The organism is Streptomyces atratus (assembly GCF_900119365.1).
Classification (GTDB): domain Bacteria; phylum Actinomycetota; class Actinomycetes; order Streptomycetales; family Streptomycetaceae; genus Streptomyces; species Streptomyces atratus_B.
The window spans coordinates 49600-63910 of the sequence record NZ_FPJO01000019.1; the positions used below are offsets into that span (position 1 = coordinate 49600).

General features: G+C 71.5%; 14 protein-coding genes and 2 pseudogenes. 5 read left to right on the top strand and 11 right to left on the bottom strand.

What is annotated here, in order from left to right; all coding sequences use genetic code 11:
- Positions 1-141 precede the first annotated feature (141 nt).
- Positions 142-1599 carry a DEAD/DEAH box helicase gene (locus BT364_RS26830; protein WP_072487807.1) on the top strand — a complete coding sequence of 486 codons (1458 nt, stop codon included), beginning with the start codon at positions 142-144 and terminating at the stop codon, positions 1597-1599.
- 98 nt (positions 1600-1697) lie between these two features.
- Here the strand turns inward: BT364_RS26830 and BT364_RS26835 are convergent, their stop codons facing one another.
- The 4 genes from BT364_RS26835 to crcB (BT364_RS26850) all read right to left on the bottom strand — a co-directional run bounded on the left by BT364_RS26835 (position 1698) and on the right by crcB (BT364_RS26850) (position 3924).
- Positions 1698-2462, bottom strand: a complete 765-nt coding sequence (locus BT364_RS26835) for an SDR family NAD(P)-dependent oxidoreductase (protein ID WP_256260240.1) — start codon at positions 2460-2462, stop codon at positions 1698-1700.
- Between the two features lie 327 nt (positions 2463-2789).
- Positions 2790-3164, bottom strand: coding sequence for a fluoride efflux transporter CrcB (crcB, locus tag BT364_RS26840; RefSeq protein WP_072487808.1), 375 nt, complete (start codon positions 3162-3164; stop codon positions 2790-2792).
- The gene (locus BT364_RS26845; RefSeq protein WP_072487809.1) at positions 3161-3517 is read right to left on the bottom strand and encodes a DUF190 domain-containing protein; all 357 of its coding nucleotides are present in this window, start codon (positions 3515-3517) and stop codon (positions 3161-3163) included. Before BT364_RS26845 ends, crcB (BT364_RS26840) begins: the two co-directional genes overlap by 4 nt.
- The gene (gene crcB, locus BT364_RS26850; RefSeq protein WP_072487810.1) at positions 3514-3924 is read right to left on the bottom strand and encodes a fluoride efflux transporter CrcB; all 411 of its coding nucleotides are present in this window, start codon (positions 3922-3924) and stop codon (positions 3514-3516) included. The genes BT364_RS26845 and crcB (BT364_RS26850) overlap by 4 nt, the downstream gene beginning before the upstream one ends.
- A 380-nt stretch (positions 3925-4304) precedes the next feature.
- Here crcB (BT364_RS26850) and BT364_RS26855 point away from each other — a divergent pair, with 380 nt between their 5' ends.
- Positions 4305-4796: a hypothetical protein gene (locus BT364_RS26855; RefSeq protein ID WP_072487811.1), complete on the top strand. Its 492-nt coding sequence runs from the start codon at positions 4305-4307 to the stop codon at positions 4794-4796.
- 117 nt (positions 4797-4913) lie between these two features.
- Here BT364_RS26855 and BT364_RS26860 read toward each other — a convergent pair whose 3' ends face one another.
- Positions 4914-5738: a M23 family metallopeptidase gene (locus tag BT364_RS26860; protein ID WP_072487812.1), complete on the bottom strand. Its 825-nt coding sequence runs from the start codon at positions 5736-5738 to the stop codon at positions 4914-4916.
- A gap of 330 nt (positions 5739-6068) precedes the next feature.
- On the opposite strand from BT364_RS26860, the gene BT364_RS26865 reads away from it, so the two are divergent.
- Positions 6069-7574, top strand: coding sequence for an alpha/beta hydrolase (locus BT364_RS26865; protein WP_072487813.1), 1506 nt, complete (start codon positions 6069-6071; stop codon positions 7572-7574).
- A 70-nt stretch (positions 7575-7644) separates the two neighbouring features.
- On the opposite strand, the pseudogene BT364_RS26870 reads toward BT364_RS26865, so the two are convergent.
- The 3 genes and pseudogenes from BT364_RS26870 to BT364_RS43325 all read right to left on the bottom strand — a co-directional run.
- Positions 7645-8271, bottom strand: a pseudogene (locus tag BT364_RS26870) (phosphoribosyltransferase); the annotation flags it as partial.
- Between the two features lie 138 nt (positions 8272-8409).
- Positions 8410-9207: a VOC family protein gene (locus BT364_RS26875; protein ID WP_072487814.1), complete on the bottom strand. Its 798-nt coding sequence runs from the start codon at positions 9205-9207 to the stop codon at positions 8410-8412.
- A gap of 104 nt (positions 9208-9311) precedes the next feature.
- Positions 9312-9605, bottom strand: a pseudogene (locus tag BT364_RS43325) (helix-turn-helix domain-containing protein); the annotation flags it as partial.
- A 189-nt stretch (positions 9606-9794) separates the two neighbouring features.
- Here BT364_RS43325 and BT364_RS41740 point away from each other — a divergent pair.
- On the top strand, positions 9795-10802 hold the full coding sequence (locus BT364_RS41740; protein ID WP_072487815.1) for a helix-turn-helix domain-containing protein: 1008 nt from the start codon (positions 9795-9797) through the stop codon (positions 10800-10802).
- Between the two features lie 240 nt (positions 10803-11042).
- The gene (locus BT364_RS26890; RefSeq protein WP_072487816.1) at positions 11043-11264 is read left to right on the top strand and encodes a DUF397 domain-containing protein; all 222 of its coding nucleotides are present in this window, start codon (positions 11043-11045) and stop codon (positions 11262-11264) included.
- Here BT364_RS26890 and BT364_RS26895 read toward each other — a convergent pair.
- From BT364_RS26895 to BT364_RS26905, 3 genes are all read right to left on the bottom strand, one after another.
- Complete coding sequence (locus BT364_RS26895) at positions 11228-11809, bottom strand: CAP domain-containing protein (RefSeq protein WP_072487817.1); 582 nt, start codon at positions 11807-11809, stop codon at positions 11228-11230. The two genes, BT364_RS26890 and BT364_RS26895, sit on opposite strands and share 37 nt — an antisense overlap.
- A 310-nt stretch (positions 11810-12119) precedes the next feature.
- Positions 12120-12899 (bottom strand): enoyl-CoA hydratase/isomerase family protein, encoded by a 780-nt coding sequence (locus BT364_RS26900; protein ID WP_072487818.1) that lies wholly within the window; start codon positions 12897-12899, stop codon positions 12120-12122.
- Complete coding sequence (locus BT364_RS26905; protein WP_072487901.1) at positions 12896-14026, bottom strand: cytochrome P450; 1131 nt, start codon at positions 14024-14026, stop codon at positions 12896-12898. Before BT364_RS26905 ends, BT364_RS26900 begins: the two co-directional genes overlap by 4 nt.
- Positions 14027-14311 lie beyond the last annotated feature (285 nt).

Genomic DNA, 14311 nt, shown 5'->3' on the forward strand with positions numbered 1-14311 from the left:
CCGCCCGAGCCACTCCGGCGCGGCTCATTTCTCGCAGCCGGGTTTCGTCCAGGATTGTCAACGGCCCGTTCTTGCGATTCTTGCGCCGCCCGCCGCCGCAGCGAATTCCTCGATACGCGCCCTGTCGAGGAAGGGTTCCGTATGGACCGCGACCGCACAGTACGTTCGAACGACCGAAATTCCCGTACCCGCTCCAGCAGCCGCAGGCCCGCCCCCGTGCATGGGGAGTTCGCGGCGCCGAAGACCATCACCCCGGCGCTGCCCGCAATTTCGGCCTTCGCGGAGCTGGAGCTGCCCGGGCCGCTGCTCTCGGCGCTCACCGCCGAGGGCGTCACCACGCCGTTCCCGATCCAGGCCGCCACCTTGCCGAACGCCCTCGCGGGGCGTGACGTGCTGGGCCGCGGCCGGACCGGCTCCGGCAAGACGCTCGCCTTCGGTCTGGCCGTTCTGGCCCGTACCGCGGGCAGGCGGGCCGACGCCCGCCGACCGCTGGCCCTGGTCCTCGTCCCGACCCGGGAACTGGCCCAGCAGGTCACCGACGCGCTCACCCCGTACGCCCATGCGCTGGGGCTGCGCCTCGCCACCGTCGTCGGCGGCCTGTCGATCGGCCGGCAGGCCTCCGCGCTGCGCTCCGGCGCCGAGGTCGTCATCGCCACTCCGGGCCGGCTGAAGGACCTCGTCGAGCGCCGCGACTGCCAGCTGGACCGGGTCGCCGTCACCGTTCTCGACGAGGCCGACCAGATGGCCGACATGGGGTTCATGCCGCAGGTCACCGAACTGCTCGACCTGGTGCGGCCGCAGGGCCAGCGGATGCTGTTCTCGGCGACCCTGGACCGTGACGTGGACCTGCTGGTCCGCCGCTATCTGCACGATCCGGTGGTCCACTCGGTCGACCCGGCGGCCGGCGCGGTGACGACGATGGAGCACCACGTGTTCTACGTACAGGGCGCGGACAAGTACGCCACCACGACGGAGATCGCGGCCCGCGAAGGCCGGGTGATCATGTTCCTGGACACCAAGCACGCCGTGGACAAGCTCACCGGCCATCTGCTCGGCAGCGGGGTGCGGGCCGCCGCACTGCACGGCGGGAAGTCCCAGCCGCAGCGCACCCGCACCCTGGACCGGTTCCGGACCGGGCAGATCACGGTGCTGGTCGCCACGAACGTCGCGGCGCGCGGCATCCACATCGACAACCTGGACCTGGTCGTCAACGTCGATCCGCCGACCGACCACAAGGACTATCTGCACCGGGGCGGGCGTACCGCCCGTGCCGGGGAGTCCGGCAGCGTCGTCACACTGGTGCTGCCGGGACAGCGTCGGGAGATGGCCCGGCTGATGGCCGACGCCGGGATCACCCCGAAGATCGCCCAGGTCCGTTCCGGCGAGGCCGAACTGAGCCGGATCACCGGCGCGCGCAAGCCCTCCGGGGTGCCGGTCGGCGGCGCCGCACCGGTGCCGGAGCGCGCCGGGAGCGGCGCCCCGGCCTTCCGGGGCCTGGGCAGCCGCCCCACGAAGGCGGGCCGCTCACGCCGCAGCGACCTGCCCACCGCGGAGGCACGCGCCGCCGCGAAGCAGCGCCGCGCCAACCGCGGCGGGTAGCGCGCGTCCGTCCGTGAAGTCCTGCCCCCCGGCGGCGCGGCTCACCGGCCGCCCGCGAAGCCCTGCCCTGCCCTGCCCTGCCCGGGTCGCGGCGCGGCTCACCGGCCGCCCGCGACCCGCAGGACCGTCCCGGTCACGTAGGACGCCTCGCCCGACAGCAGCCAGGCGATCGCGGCCGCGATCTCCGGGGCGGCCCCGACGCGGCCGAGCGGGATGCCGGGGACGGCGGCGTCCGCGCGGCCCGGGTCGCCCGCCGTGGCGTGCATGTCGGTGTCGACCATGCCGGGGGCGACCGCGTTGACCCGGATGCCGTCGGGCCCCAGTTCCTTGGAGAGCCCGACCGTCAGCGCGTCCGTCGCCGCCTTGGTCGCGGCGTAGTGGACGAAGTCTCCGGGGCTGCCGAGGGTGGCGGCGGCCGAGGAGACATTGACGATCGCTCCCGCCCCGTGGGCCGCCATGTCCTTCGCGGCCCGGCGGCAGCAGAGCAGGTGGCCGAGGAGGTTCACGTCGACGACGCGGCGCAGCGTCCGGGTGGAGGTGTCGGCGAGCCGCCCGAGCGGACCCGTCACCCCCGCGTTGTTGACCAGCCCGGTGACGGGGCCGAGCTGTTCGGCCGCCGTGTCGAAGAGGCGCTCCACATCGGCCTCCTCGGCGGTGTCCACCCGTACGGTGACGCAGCGCGCCCCCGCGGCCCGGACCGCCGCCGCGGTCCGCTCGGCGGCCTCCGCGTTGCTCACGAAGCCCAGCGCGAGGTCGTGCCCGTCCGACGCCAGACGGATACAGGTCGCGGCGCCGATGCCCCGGCTGCCGCCGGTGACGACGGTGACGGGACGCGACGAAACAATGGTGCTGCTGTCCGGCACGGGAGGCCTCTCACTTCGCTCGCGGATGACGACGATCATGAAGATCACGGAGATCGTGCTGATCGGTCAGCGAACCACCGCGGACGCCGGTGGATCAAGGCCCGCCCGCCGGGTGACCGCCGGCGCCTGCCGTTGGAGTGGCGCCGGGCCGGGCACCGGCGTGGTGCCGGGCGCGCGGCGCGGACGGTTGCCTAGCGTCGGCGCCTGACGGACCGCTGTCGGCGCGGAACGGGTTGAATCGCCCGGCGCCCGGTGACGGCTCCTCCCCAACGGCGTTCCCCTGCCACCGTCTCGCATTGCGGTGGCAGGGGACGCCGACCGCAGGCCCTACGGCCAGAGCGCCCCCGCCAGCGCGACCCCGGCGAACGCCGCGCCCAGCCCCGCCGCCACACTCCCCACGACATTGGCCACCGCGTAGGACCCGGCGCCGTCCTCGGCCAGCCGCAGCGTCTCGTAACTGAACGTCGAGTACGTGGTGAGCGCCCCGCACAGTCCCGTGCCGATCAGCAGCTGCAGATGCGAGGAGGCGGCGCCGGCCGCCACCGCGCCGGTCAGCAGGCCCAGGATCAGCGAGCCCGACACATTGACCACGAAGGTCCCCCACGGGAAGACGCTGTCGTGCCGGGACTGCACCGCCCGGTCGGTCAGATAGCGCAGCGGCGCCCCGACCGCCGCCCCGACGATCACCAGCAGCCAGTTCACCGGCCCCGCTCCCGCCCGCCGCCGAAGCGTACGATCTCGCACTCGTCCAGGACGACGAGCCCGCCGTCGGCCACCAGTTCCTCGACGAGCGGCAGGAACGCGCGGATCCGTGCCTCGGTGTCCACGATCACGACCGCCACCGGCAGGTCCTCGCTGAGCGACAGCAGCCGCTGCGTGTGGATCACCGACGAGGCGCCGAAGCCCTCGATCCCCCGGAACACGCTGGCCCCCGAGAGCCCCGCCCGGTGCGCCCGGTGCACGATCTCGGTGAAGACCGGCCTGTGGTGCCAGCCGTCGGACTCGCCGACGAGGACCGTCAGGCGCAGGGCCCGTTCCGTTTCCGGGGTCGTCATGGCTGCCTCCAGGCCAGCGCGCGGCGGGTCGCCCACACCGCACTCCACACCGCCGCGAGAGCCGCGAACAGCGTCAGTCCCAGATACCCCAGCCCCGCACGGACCCGGCCGCCGTCGACCAGGCGCTGGATGTCCACCGCGTACGTCGAGAACGTGGTGAACCCGCCGAGCACCCCCGTACCGAAGAACGGCCGCACCAGCCGGTGTGCCGGCCACACCTCGCTGATCACCACCATGAACACGCCGATCACCGCGCATCCGGCGACGTTCACGATCAGCGTCGTCCACGGGAAGCCGCCCGGGGCTGTGGGCCAGATCAGCGTGGCCCCGTAGCGGGCGCACGCTCCGGTCGCACCACCGAGCGCCACCACCGCGACGACGGATCCCTGCGGATTGGGGGCTCCCATGGGCACACGTCTCCTGCCTGCTCCACGCACCAGGCTAGTGCCCCGACCCGCGCCGGGCGTCTCGGGCCGCTCGCCGGAGACCGCCCGGAAGCCGTCGGGCGGGTGCTCCTCTCCGTTTACGTGCGCATCACCGCCCGGCCGGGGGCGTTGTCCGCCGCTTCGCCCAAGCGCGGAGCGTACTCACTCCACCGACGCCGTGGATGGCCGATACGAGTTGTGAGGAGCGCGCGGCAGTCGGGGCGACGTCCATTTCAGCGCCGCCTTTTCACTCGATGGGTGACCCGCGCGATGTGCGCAGCTGGGCAGGATTCCCGCGCTCGGATCAGCAGCCGAGCAGCGTTCTGCCTCGTGAGAGAGACAAGGAGCACCTCTTGAAGCGCATGGGACCTCTGTCCGCCCGTACCGTTCTCGCCGTGACCGCCTCGATCCTGCTGCTGGCCGGCACCGCGCAGGCCGCGCCGGCGAAGTACGCGCGGCACGCGGATGCCGCCGCCGAGTTGAAGAAGGCGGGCATCACCTGGACGTCCAGCGGCAACTGTTCCGACTGGAACAAGAAGACGTGTACGTCATTCACCCAGATCAACAAGGCGTCCGTCGCCGGCCTGATCGCATTCAAGAAGGCCAGCGGCTGCAATGTGATCGTCACCGGCGGCACCGAGAAGGGCCATGCCTCCGGTACGTACAGCCACCGCAACGGCTACAAGACGGACATCTCCACCAAGGTCGCGTGCGTGAACAACTACATCACGCGGAAGTTCGCGAAGGCGGGGACGCGCAGTGACGGCGCCGCCCTGTACAAGTCCCCCGCCAAGAACGTGTACGCGAACGAAGGCAGTCACTGGGACATCACGCACTACAACAGCAAGGCTTAGCAGCCTCTCCCGACCCTGAGATGAGGCCATGCCCGTCCGCCCTCGGCGGGGGACGGGCATGGCCTCACTCCGGTCATCCGTTCATTTCAGCCGGCGGCCCGGCTACCGGTCACCCCGTCAGCAGTTCGGGATCACCGCACCGTTGTTGTCCCGCGCCTCGTCGTTGCCCCAGCGGGACAGGTAGTAGGCCGAGACATACGCGCCACGCCCGTTCTTGCCCGCGTACACCGTGTCCAGGTCCGTCTTCAGCCACCAGTGGTTGTAGCTGGAGCCGGAGCCGACCTGCGCGCCCCACAGCTTGCAGTAGACGTAGTTCGTTCCGGCGTTCAGGACGCCCTGCGCGTCGCCCGTGTTGGGAGCCGCGTATCCGGTGGCGTTGGCGAAGGTGTCGACCCAGTACTTGCCGCCTCCACCGCCGCCTCCGCAGCCGTTGTCGCTGGTCAGGTACTTGCTGTGGTACGAACCGGGGTACGGGGCGAGGGACTGGCCGTTGATCGCGATGGTCTGGCCGACACCGTTGTACAGCTGCTCGTAGTGGATGTGGGCACCACTGCTGTTGCCGGTGGAGCCGGTCACGCCGATCTGCTGTCCTTGGGAGACGGAGGCGCCGTCGGTGACGGAGTACGAGGCGAGGTGGAAGTAGTACGTCTTCCAGCCGCCGCCGTGGTCGATGACGATGTAGTTGCCCGCACCGCTCGGCTGGGAGTGGCGGTACGCGGTCCCACCGGACGAGGCGAGGACGGGGGTGCCGGCCGTGGCTCCGCCGTCGGTACGGATGAAGTCGAGGGCGGATCTGACCTCCGCCGAGTGATGGCCGTAGGTCCAGGTCTGGCCGCAGGGGAACGGTGCCTTGAAATTCGGGGCCGCGGCAGCGGGGGTCGCGGTGAGCAGGCCCGCGACGAGGGCCACCAGGCCCAGCAGGGCGATACGTATCGAGCGCATGCGTGGTCATCCTCCGAGTCGAATCCGGGTGAGGTACCGGGGAATGGGAAGACAGCAATCCGGTTGAACGGACCTAAGAGTGCCGTAAGTTCGGCTGCCCCAATAGACCCATGAGCCCCCTCGTTCGCCTCCTTCGTGGCGGGCGTCAAGGCCGGGGAGTTCGGCGCCGTCTGACCGCTCCGTCCTGTGCATGCGAACCAGAAGTCCCCACCGTGCACCGCATGGTGGGGACTTCTCGTTGCCCGCATCGCGCAGCCGGGGGCTAACCCCACCGTCTTCCGGCATGCCTCCCGGATGGGTTGCGGGCGCACGCTCAACAAGGCTTGTGCCATGAGGACTTACGGAAAATCTGCCGCGTTCGTCGCCCTGTCCGTCACCGCCGTCGCCACCGCTCTCACCGGGGCCGCGACCCCGCAAGCCGTCGCGTCGGCCAATCCCGCACCCGCGCTCTCCTGGCGGTCCTGTGCCCAGGACGGCGGCCCCGCCGGGCAGGAGTGCGCCGAACTTCCCGTACCGCTGGACTACCGCGATCCCGACGGCCCGCAGCTCTCCCTCGCGGTGACCCGGGTCCGCAGCGACCGCCCGGCCGCCCGGCGCGGGACGCTGATGGTGATCCCGGGCGGGCCGGGCTCCTCCGGGGTGCAGCGGGTGACGCAGAAGGGGGAGCGGTTGCAGCGGGAGACGGAGGGGCGGTACGACATCGTGAGCCTCGACCCGCGCGGGGTCGGCGGCAGCCCGAAGGCGAGCTGCGGGCTCGCCCCGGAGGACCGGGAGATGGTGAACCTGCGGTCCTGGCCCGGCGCCGACGGCTCGATCACCGAGAACGTGACACGCTCCCGGCGCGTCGCCGAGGCCTGCGCCCGCAACGGCGGAGCGATGCTGCGGAGCCTCACCACGGCCAACGAGGTACGGGACATCGACCGGTTCCGGCAGGCGCTCGGCGAGGAGAAGCTGTCGGCCTGGGGAAGCTCGTACGGCACCTACGTGGGCGCCGTGTACGCGCAGAAGTACCCGCAGCACACCGACCGTTGGGTGCTGGACAGCAGCGGCGACCCGGACCCGTCGCGGGTGGCCAAGGGCTGGCTGGCGAACATGGCGGTGGGGGCGGCCGACCGGTTCCCCGACTTCGCGCACTGGGCCTCGGACCCGGCCAGGGAAGCGGAGGGGCTGCGACTCGCGCAGCGGGCCGAGGACGTGCAGCCGCTGGTGCTGGACCTGGCGGCGCGGCTGGACCGTGAACCGAGGCAGTCCACCACGCCGGGCATCCCGCTGACCGGCAACCGGCTGCGCCAGGCGGTCCAGCTGGCCCTGTACGACGACGACGCCTTCGCCGGGCTGGCGGGGCTCGTCCGGGCGGCCGGGGACCCCTCGGTGAAGCCGGTCCTGCCCGCCGCGCTGAGCGGGCCGATGCCGGACGCGGACGCGGCCGTCACGGTCGGCGTGATCTGCAACGACGTGCGCTGGCAGGGCACGGTCTCCTCGTACGCGCGGGCCGTCGCCGCCGACCGCGTGAAGTACCCGCTGACCGCCGGGATGACGGCGAACATCACCCCGTGCACCTTCTGGAAGGACGAGCCCGCCGACCGGCCGACCAGGATCACGGACGAGGGGCCGTCCAACGTTCTGATGATCCAGGGCCTGCGCGACCCGTCGACCCCGTACTCGGGCGCCCTGAAGATGCGCGCGGCCTTCGGCGACCGGGCCCGCCTGGTGGCCGTCGACCACGGCGGGCACGGCATGTACCTGGGCCACGGGAACGCCTGCGGCGACCGCGCGGTCACCACGTTCCTGAACACCGGGACCCGGCCGGCGCGGGACGCGTACTGCGCGGACTGACCGTGACCGGGCTGCGACCGGGCAAGCGCTCCGCTCAGTCGCAGCCCGGTGTCACATGTCCGCTGTTCCTGGCCTGCGCCAGCAGGGAGACGACCTCCTCGTCGGACGTCTGGGAGAAGTCCCGGTACCACTCGCCGACCGCGTAGAACAGGCGCGGCACCGACAGGCACACCACCTCGTCCGCGCTCCGGCGCAGCCGCACGACCGCCTCCGGCGGCGCCACCGGCACGGCCACCACCAGCCGCGCCGGCTGCTGCGCCCGTACCACCAGGCAGGCCGCCTCGGCCGTGGCGCCGGTCGCGAAGCCGTCGTCCACGACGATCACCGTCCGGCCGTCGAGCGGGGTCCGTGCCCGGCCGACGCGGTACATCTGCGCCCGGCGTACGAGCTCCGCCTCCTCGACCCGTTCGACCGCCGCGAGATCCTGCTTACCGGCCAGTATCCGGCCTGCGACGTCGTCGTTGACGACCCGCACCCCGCCCTCGCCGATGGCGCCGAACGCCACCTCCTCGTGGTGCGGTACGCCGAGCTTGCGGACGACGATCACATCGAGTTCGGCACCGAGGGTCTGCGCCACCTGGAAGGCCACCGGGACTCCGCCGCGGGGCAGCCCCAGCACGACGGGCTTCTCCCGTTCGAGGTGGCGGAGCGCCTCGGCCAGCTGCTGTCCCGCATCCACGCGGTCGGCGAACAGCACGGTGGTTCACCCCCAGCCAGGGGAGCCGGGGACCGCATGCGTACGTGCCCCACCGGCATCCCTACTTCGAAACAACCCCATGTGCGGCGACCCCGCAACTCGGGCCGCCGCGGTCGGCCGCCGGGTGCGGCCCTGCGGTCAGGAGACCGGTGTCGTCGTGGGGATCTCGCCCTCGGTGGTGTTGACATCGATGACGGAGAACGCCGCGCCCTGCGGGTCCGTCAGTGCGGCGAACCGGCCGAACGGCATGGTCATCGGGCCGAACCGCAGGACGCCGCCGCGCTCGGTGGCCTTCGCGACCGCCGCGTCGCAGTCGGCGACGGTGAAGTACACGTTCAGGTACGGCGGGACCTCGGGCGGGAACTCCTCGCCCATCTTCATCCGCCCCATGACCGTCTTGTCGCCGAGGTTGAACATCCTGAAGTCGACGTGCTCGTCCTCCATCTTCACCATCGTGTAGGGGAAGACGGCGGGGAAGAAGGCGTCGGACTTCTCGGGCTCCCGGGTGAAGACCTCGGCCCAGCAGAACGCACCGGGCACCCCCTGTGCCTCGAAGCCCTCGTGGCTGCCCGCCTGCCACACGCCGAAGACGACACCGCTGGGGTCGCGGGCCAGCAGCATCGTGCCGAATTCGCCGACCTGCATGGGGTCCATCAGCGTCTCGCCGCCGTTGTCCCGGATCTTCGCGGCGGTGGCCTCCGCGTCCGGCGAGGCCAGGTACAGACACCAGGCCGAGTGGCCCTCCTGGCCGGGCATCGGGGGCACCACCGCGGCGACCGCCTTGCCGTCGGCGTACGCCTGCGTGTAGTTGCCGAACTCCGACGAGGACTCGCCGAACGTCCAGCCCAGCACATCACCGTAGAAGCTCTTCGCTCCCTCCAGGTCGGCGAACATCGCGTCGGCCCAGCACGGAGTGCCCTCCGGTTGTACAGCCATGGCCCTGACTCCTTCGCGCTCGGGTGGGTGGTCCGGCTTTTCACGCTAGCCAGCCGACCGCCTCCCCGCGCGCCGGGAGCGGCCTGCCCCGAGGGCGCCGAGGGCTACCCGGCCGTGCCCCGGCCCTGCGGCGGGTCCACCCGCACCAGGGCCGACTCGTAGGCCATGGCGACCAGCTGGGCCCGGTGGCGGGCGCTCAGCTTCGTCATCGCGCGGCCGGCATGGGTGCGTACGGTCAGCGGGCTGACGTGCATCCGGGCGGCGATCTCGTCGTTCGACAGGCCCTCGGCGGCCTGCGCCAGGACCTCGCGCTCCCGGGCGGTCAGGACGTCCAGGGCCTCCGGCGCGGCGACACCGCCCTCCGGGCGGCGCCCCGGCCGCCCGGAGGCGAGGAATGCCGTGCCGGGGCGAGGGGGACGGTGTGATCGCGGGAAGTTCGGTTCGCGTGGCGCGAGATGGGAGACGTGCGCTACGGTGACCACGTCATCACGCTCTGTGTGTATTCGTGCGCACAGAGCGGCCCCCGGCGGTGCGACAACACCAATCCGAGGGCCTACACCACCAGTGGAGCTGCGAGGCCACCGGAAATGCTGCGTCATGCTATCGCGCCGTCCGCGCGCTATACGAAGGCATCGAACGATGTCGTACGCCATCCGCGTCTGAACAGTGACGCGAAGATCCTTCTCCTCTACGTCCAGGGCCTCCCGGGCGATGCCAAGTGCAAGCCGTTGAGCGAACTCGCCCGCAAAATGGGCATCAAGGGCCGCGCGTACCAGAAGGCGAAGGGACAGCTCGTCGAGCACGGCTACGTGCACGAGCGGCGGAGCCAGGGCGAGGGAGGCCGCTGGCTGACCGAGCAACTCGTCGCGAACAGCCCCCTGACGAGTGAGCAGGCGGGACTCCTCCTGCGAGAGACCGCCCCCACGGCCGCCCCCACGGCCGCCCCCACGGCCACAGTCGCGGCCACGGTGCCGCCGCCGAGTGCGCGGTTTCCGACGGTCGGCGAGCCGACCCCTCGGGTGGCCGGTGGCTATGAACCGGTAGAAGACCACAGCGATAAGACAACTGCCCACCCACCCACCGAACCTGAGCCAGCGACAGGTGCCACGCCCGGACCGACCCCGCAGACCACCACGGCGGACCCCGCCCAATTAGCGCGGGCGGAACGGGTCCTGCTCTCCCTGCGCCACACCCGACGCGAACTGTTCCTGGGCGTACGCGAGGCCCGCGCACTCGCCGCAGAGGCCGTCAAGTGGCTCGAACGCGGCCTGAGCGAATCCGACCTCCGCCACGCCCTGCTCGCCGAACGCCCGCGAGAAGGAGTCCGCTCGGCCGTCGGCTTCCTGCGCCACCGCCTGATCCAGAAACTCCCCGAACCTCCGGTCCGGCACCAGCCCTACGAACGCCCACCCCTCGCCGAACTCGTCGAATGCGTGGGCCCCGGCGAGCCACATGTCTTCCGCCCGCTGTTCGGCGAATCCGAATGCCCTTCCTGCTGCCGCGCCGCCGCCCACACCGAACCCGAACCCATCCCCTGGCGCGAACGCATCGCCAGAATCAACGGCACACCGACGGCTCTGCCGACTGAGGCCTGACCCCGCCCGCTGCCGGGCCTGCGAGGAGAAGACTCACCCGCGCACGACCACGGCGCAGGGGGCCGGCCGGGCGCCGCCGGTTCGACGCGCTTGTCCCGGCCGTGAGAAGCCTTCGCCGAACGCGGCACAGCCGGGTGGTCACGTCCGGCACGCCGAGGGTATGCGGCAGCGTGCGCTGATCGGAGAACGGGAACGGGCGGCGTCCGTGGCCGTGATCAGCCAGTTACGAAAGGGCTCCCCGTGACGACCGGATCCCCCCGCTGGTTCAAGTCTTCGTACAGCGACAACGGCGGCGCCTGCATCGAGGTCGCCGCCAACCTCGTCGCCCCGCTCGGCGTGGTCCCCGTCCGCGCCTCCAAGAACCCGGGCGGCCCGGTGCTGAACACCTCCCCCGCCTCGTTCGCCCCCCCTATTGCCGGTCGTTCTCAGCCCGAGGCCGTCCCGAAGTCCTGCGTCCAGTAGCCGCCGGGCTGGGCGAGGCCCACACCGATCTCCTTGAACGAGCAGTCGAGGATGTTGCGCTTGTGGCCGGGGCTGTCCATCCAGTCCGCCATGGCGCTCTCGGGGGTGGAGTAGCCGTGGGCCACGTTCTCGCCGTACGAGCTCCAGTCGTAGCCGGCGCGCGCGATCCGGTAGCCCGGGGCCGAACTGTCGGAGCCCGAGTGGGACATGTTCTTGTGGGAGGCCATGTCCGCGCTGTGGGCCTGGGCGGCCTTCGTCAGCTCGGCGTCCAGGATCAGCGGCGAGCAGCCCGCCTTGCGACGCTCGCTGTTGACGAGCTTCAGCACGCGGGCGGCGGCACCGGCGGCCGGAGTGGCAGCCGCCGGGGCGGCGGCCTTCGGCGCGCCCCGGTGCGCGGCGTGGGTCCGCTCCTGCGACGCCTGGGCGGCGGGCCGCTCCTGAGGGGCGGAGCAGGCCATGGCGGCGGTGGGGATGCCCACGGCCCCCGCTGCGACGACAGCGACGATTGTCTTCCGGTAGGACGTCTTCCTGCGGTGCTTCCTCATGTGTGTGACCTCGTTCGATCTTCGCGGAGCAGCCCTGCGTGGCCGGCTCCGCGCGGCTGCCGCGCCCGGCGCTGCTGCCCCGTCAGGAGCCATTGATCCGTCGGGGAGCGGGCGAGCGCGCCGGGTGGGCCGAATGCCATCAAAGCACGCACGGACATATCCGCGCCAAGACGGACAATATTCGCCATGTCGCCGAGGAGTCGTCTGCTTTCCGGCGACCCGAGCACCGGAAACCCTTGTGGCCGATGCCACTGGTGCCCGTGCCTGCGCGCATGTGTCCGGGCCCGGACACGCGGATGGGTGCTCGCCCCTACCGTCGCCGGGTCGCCGCCGCGACGGTGGCCATGAGCTCCGCGTCCAGTACCGACGGGTCGGCCAGCCGGGTCGGGGCGGCGTAGGAGTTGAGCAGTGCCTTCGTGACGCGCAGGGCGGCCTCGGGGCGGCGCACGATGGGCTTGGCCCAGGCGGTGACCGCCGCGTCCAGGTCGCTCTCGGGCACGATGCGCTGGAGGACCGACAGCTCGTACGCCTCGGTGGCGTCGAAGGCGCGTCCGGTGAGGATGAGTTCACGGGCGCGGGCGGCGCCGACCTCGTGGATGAGCCGGGGCAGTACGCCGCCCCAGGCGGTGGGCAGCCCGAGCGCCAGCTCCGGCAGCCGGAAACCGGCGGTGTCGGCGCCCACGCGCAGATCGCAGGCGAGGGCCAGCGCGAGACCGGCGCCGATCGCCTTGCCCTGGATCCGGGCGATGGTGACGGCCTGGTTGGCGGAGATCGCCTCGCACACCCGGCGGGCCTTGTCACCGGCGATCCGGATGCCCCGCCCGGTGGGGTCCTCGTCGAGCCAGTCGGCGAACTCGTTCCGGTCGCCGCCCAGGCAGAAGTCGTCACCGGCCCCGCTGAGCACCAGCACACGGACGTCGGGGTCCGGTACGGCCAGGACCGCCAGCAGATCGTCCAGCATCGCCTCGGTGACCGCGTTGCCGGTGCCGGGGGAGTCCAGCTCCACGCGGAGGACGGCGCCCTCGCGCTCGGTGCGCACCGTGCCCGGCCGCCGGTGCGGGGTCAGGTACTGCGACAGCGAGAGCTTCATGTCGCCACGCTCAGCGAGGTGACCCGCCTGAAGACCAGCCGGGAGGCGTAGTCGGCCGGCGCGACGGCGCGCAGGGTGGGGAACCGTTTCAGCAGCTGCGTCAGGAGCGTGCGCGCCTCCAGGCGGGCGAGGGCCGCGCCCAGGCAGTAGTGCACCCCGCCCCCGAAGGTCAGATGCGTTCCGGAGCGCCGTACGTCGAAGCTGTCCGGGTCCTCGTTGCGCCGCGGGTCGTGGTTGGCGGCCCCGTACATGACGTGGACCATGCTGTCCTTGGCGATCGGCACGCCCGCCAGCACGGTGTCGTCCGCCGCGATCCTGGTGTTGATGTGGATCGGCGGGTCGTAGCGCAGGACCTCGTCGACGGCGGCGTCGATGTATCCGGGGTTCTCGCCGAGCCAGGCCCACCGGCCGGGTTCCTTCAGCAGCAGTTCCACCATGGCCGACAGCAGGGTGGCGGTGGTTTCCAGCGAGGCGATGGTGACGAACATGGTGAGCCGGTAGAGAATCTCGTCCGCCGCCTCGCGGTCGGGTTCCTGGGCGTCCCAGGTGTGGATCCAGCCGGTCAGGACATCGTTGCCGGGGTTGGCACGGCGCTGTTTCACCAGCTCGGTGAAGTAGCTGCGCAGATGGGCGGTGGCCTCGGCGGAGACGGCGAGCTGCTTCTTGGTGGGCAGCAGCTCCTGGGCGTGCACCTGGTTGTGGGTGATCTCCAGGATGTGCGCGTAGTCCTCGGGCGGTATCCCCAGCCAGGAGCCGATGGTGCTGATCGGCAGCTGCTCGCTGACCGTACTGACGAGGTCGGCCTCGCCCCAGCGCAGTTTGCCGGCCAGCTCGTCGAGGAGCCGGGTGACGTGCTCCTCGACCAGCGGGGTCAGCCGCGCGATGGTCGAGCGGTCGAAGAGGTTGCCGAGGCTGCGGCGCTGGCAGGTGTGCTCGGGTGCGTTGAGACGGGAGAGGGTCTTGGTCATCTCCTGCGTGGCGACGGCCTCCCAGCGCTCGGTGTCCGCCTGGCGTTCCTGCCAGGCGAAGTCGGGCGCCAGCCAGTTGCGTCCGCGGAGCACCTCGCTGCACGCGTCGAAGCCCGTGACGAAGTACGCGTCCCAGGGAGCGCGGACGACATCGCCCATGGATCTCAGATCGGCCAGCAAAGGGTAGGGATCAGCCTGCCCTTCGGGCGATTTGAGGCGTTTCAGGAGGGAGATGAGGGCACGGCGGTCGACGGGGGGCCTGTCTGTGCCACATATAGCGCTCACGCAGAGTTCCTTGACCTGGGCTCATGGTTACCGGCAGAACCTACCCCTCCGCATATGCCTGCCATGCGTGGATTGTTGTTGCCCGTATCACAGAGAAACCCTGCTTCAGCCCCTTGTCGTCTGTCGCGTGCGCCTCAACTTCCTCTCCTGTCACAGCTG

Coding starts and splice junctions, on each gene's coding strand:
- BT364_RS26865 (WP_072487813.1), top strand. CDS start 6,069: ATGAGGACTTACGGAAAATCTGCCGCGTTCGTCGCCCTGTCCGTCACC.
- BT364_RS26830 (WP_072487807.1), top strand. CDS start 142: ATGGACCGCGACCGCACAGTACGTTCGAACGACCGAAATTCCCGTACC.
- BT364_RS26900 (WP_072487818.1), bottom strand. CDS start 12,899: ATGAAGCTCTCGCTGTCGCAGTACCTGACCCCGCACCGGCGGCCGGGC.
- BT364_RS26895 (WP_072487817.1), bottom strand. CDS start 11,809: ATGAGGAAGCACCGCAGGAAGACGTCCTACCGGAAGACAATCGTCGCT.
- BT364_RS26875 (WP_072487814.1), bottom strand. CDS start 9,207: ATGGCTGTACAACCGGAGGGCACTCCGTGCTGGGCCGACGCGATGTTC.
- BT364_RS26845 (WP_072487809.1), bottom strand. CDS start 3,517: ATGACGACCCCGGAAACGGAACGGGCCCTGCGCCTGACGGTCCTCGTC.
- BT364_RS26855 (WP_072487811.1), top strand. CDS start 4,305: ATGGGACCTCTGTCCGCCCGTACCGTTCTCGCCGTGACCGCCTCGATC.
- BT364_RS26860 (WP_072487812.1), bottom strand. CDS start 5,738: ATGCGCTCGATACGTATCGCCCTGCTGGGCCTGGTGGCCCTCGTCGCG.
- crcB (WP_072487810.1), bottom strand. CDS start 3,924: ATGGGAGCCCCCAATCCGCAGGGATCCGTCGTCGCGGTGGTGGCGCTC.
- BT364_RS41740 (WP_072487815.1), top strand. CDS start 9,795: ATGCTGCGTCATGCTATCGCGCCGTCCGCGCGCTATACGAAGGCATCG.
- BT364_RS26905 (WP_072487901.1), bottom strand. CDS start 14,026: ATGGGCGATGTCGTCCGCGCTCCCTGGGACGCGTACTTCGTCACGGGC.